Raw genomic sequence first — 2,041 nt, 5'->3', positions numbered from 1 at the left:
TATTAATATAAAGTATTATATACTTTTTTATTATAGTCGTATCTTTGCAACGTTTTTTTTAAGAAGGTAAAGTTAGGAATAATGCAGTTTTAGGAGGTAAATGTTAACTTAAAAAATGTTAATTAGTCGATAATGTATTTTTTTGGTATAGCCTTTGATTCTTAAAGTTGTAAATAAAAGGGAAATTATGATTTTGGCGTTGACAGTTTCTCTGTTTCCATCTTGTGGGATGGAGCAGTCAAGAGAAAAAAATAGTAAGGACAGTACATCTAAACAAATGGATTTACTGAATAAGAATGATTTGGATGGAACATTTTTTAAAGCTGTAGCTCAAGATTCATTGCAAGCCATTGCAATAAGTAAAAAAGGTATAGTATATTCAAGTTCTAAGCCCAATCAAAAGATTATCTTTCCATTTGTTGAACCTTTGATAGAGGGAGAGAGCCGTGTTTATAAGTCTTCAACAAAACACGAGGAAATAGAAATTGTGATCTATGAAGACGAGACAGCTCGTGATTTTCTAGATGGACGTTTTGATCATTCAGTAGCTGTAAGTTTAGTGAAAAAGCAAGAATTGCAAGATGACTCTGTTGACTTCGCTTGTTTTGGTCATTATTTGTATGACAATTCACTTTCGGGTAACTGGATTTTTCAGTCATACGAAGGAAAGAGAGTGGAAGAATTGGGTATAAATCAGATACCGTTGATTTGCATTGATATTAATACAAGAAGTTTTTCAGGCAGTGGCGGTAATCATATGATTTATGGGGATTTAAGATGTGAAGGTGATTCTGTTTTTTTTAAAATAATCTTATCGCCAGAATATGTAACTGAGATGTATCAAAAAGAGAAAGAGTTACTCGCTGTATTGGATAATTGTGATCGCTATGAGATAAAAGGCGATTATTTAATGTTGTATGAAGGGGCAGTTCAAAAATTGACTTTTTTACGCGATGTTTATGGGATGTAATTAAAGCCTTTAATAGGGTGATGAAATACAAAATAAAAGGGAGACTTATTAAGTTTCCCTTTTTTGTATTTTACTGTTTTGTTTCCATCTTCTTTAGTTCTTCAAAAGACATTTGATCTGGTCTTTCTTCACTTTTTCTATAGGCATCGACAATCTTTTTCACTAAGCGATGTCTGACAATGTCCTTGTCGTCTAAGTACAAAATCCCTATGCCCTCGACGTCTTTTAGAATGTATAACGCCTCTTTTAACCCAGACGATACTTTTCTCGGTAAGTCGATTTGACCAGGATCTCCAGTGATGATGAATTTAGCACTTTTTCCCATTCGAGTTAAAAACATTTTCATTTGTGAGTGCGTAGTGTTTTGAGCTTCATCTAAGATAACAAAAGCATTGTCTAATGTACGGCCACGCATAAAAGCTAATGGAGCAATTTGAATTACGCCTTTGAGTATGTAATCATCTAAGGTTTGAGGAGGAAGCATGTCTCGTAATGCATCATAAAGGGGTTGCATATAAGGATCAAGCTTATCTTTCATGTCACCAGGTAAGAAACCTAAGTTTTCTCCAGCTTCTACAGCAGGGCGAGTTAGAATAATTCGCTTTACTTCTTTGTTTTTTAGGGCTCTTACGGCAAGAGCGACACCTGTATAGGTTTTTCCTGTACCAGCAGGTCCAATGGCAAATACCATGTCATTTTTCTCTACAAACTTGACGAGTTTTTGTTGATTAGGGGTTAACGCTTTGATTAGCTTGCCTGATACACCATGAACTAAGATGTCATCAGCAGGATTCATAATCTGTGGTCCATTGTCCATGACGATTCGTTCAATTGCATTTTCATCAATTCTATTGTATCTTGCAAAATACTTGATGAGTCTGTCAAATCGCTTTTCAAATTCATCTAAAATTTCTGGGTCTCCAAATATTTTTATGATTCCGCCACGAGCAACTATTTTGATTTTTGGATAGAGCTTTTTAAGTAAGTCTAAATGAATATCTTGTGGCCCCCAAAAGTCTTTTGGGCTAAATTCTGTAAGTTCAATTACTCTTTCGTTCAATACCTATGAGA

2 protein-coding genes are annotated in these 2,041 nt (G+C 34.6%); one reads left to right on the top strand and one right to left on the bottom strand.

What is annotated here, in order from left to right; all coding sequences use genetic code 11:
• Positions 1 to 187: 187 nt before the first annotated feature.
• On the top strand, positions 188 to 970 hold the full coding sequence (locus GOQ24_RS12535) for a hypothetical protein (RefSeq protein ID WP_155091867.1): 783 nt from the start codon (positions 188 to 190) through the stop codon (positions 968 to 970).
• A 70-nt stretch (positions 971 to 1,040) separates the two neighbouring features.
• Here the strand turns inward: GOQ24_RS12535 and GOQ24_RS12530 are convergent, their stop codons facing one another.
• Positions 1,041 to 2,030 (bottom strand): PhoH family protein, encoded by a 990-nt coding sequence (locus GOQ24_RS12530; RefSeq protein WP_155091866.1) that lies wholly within the window; start codon positions 2,028 to 2,030, stop codon positions 1,041 to 1,043.
• Between the last annotated feature and the right edge of the window lie 11 nt (positions 2,031 to 2,041).

Origin of the sequence: Myroides sp. LoEW2-1 (assembly GCF_009767705.1) — a bacterium.
GTDB classification, from domain to species: domain Bacteria; phylum Bacteroidota; class Bacteroidia; order Flavobacteriales; family Flavobacteriaceae; genus Flavobacterium; species Flavobacterium album_A.
Note: the sequence above shows the minus strand (reverse complement) of the source record. Positions and strands in the feature narration are given on the sequence as shown.

Coding starts and splice junctions, on each gene's coding strand:
- GOQ24_RS12535 (WP_155091867.1), top strand. CDS start 188: ATGATTTTGGCGTTGACAGTTTCTCTGTTTCCATCTTGTGGGATGGAG.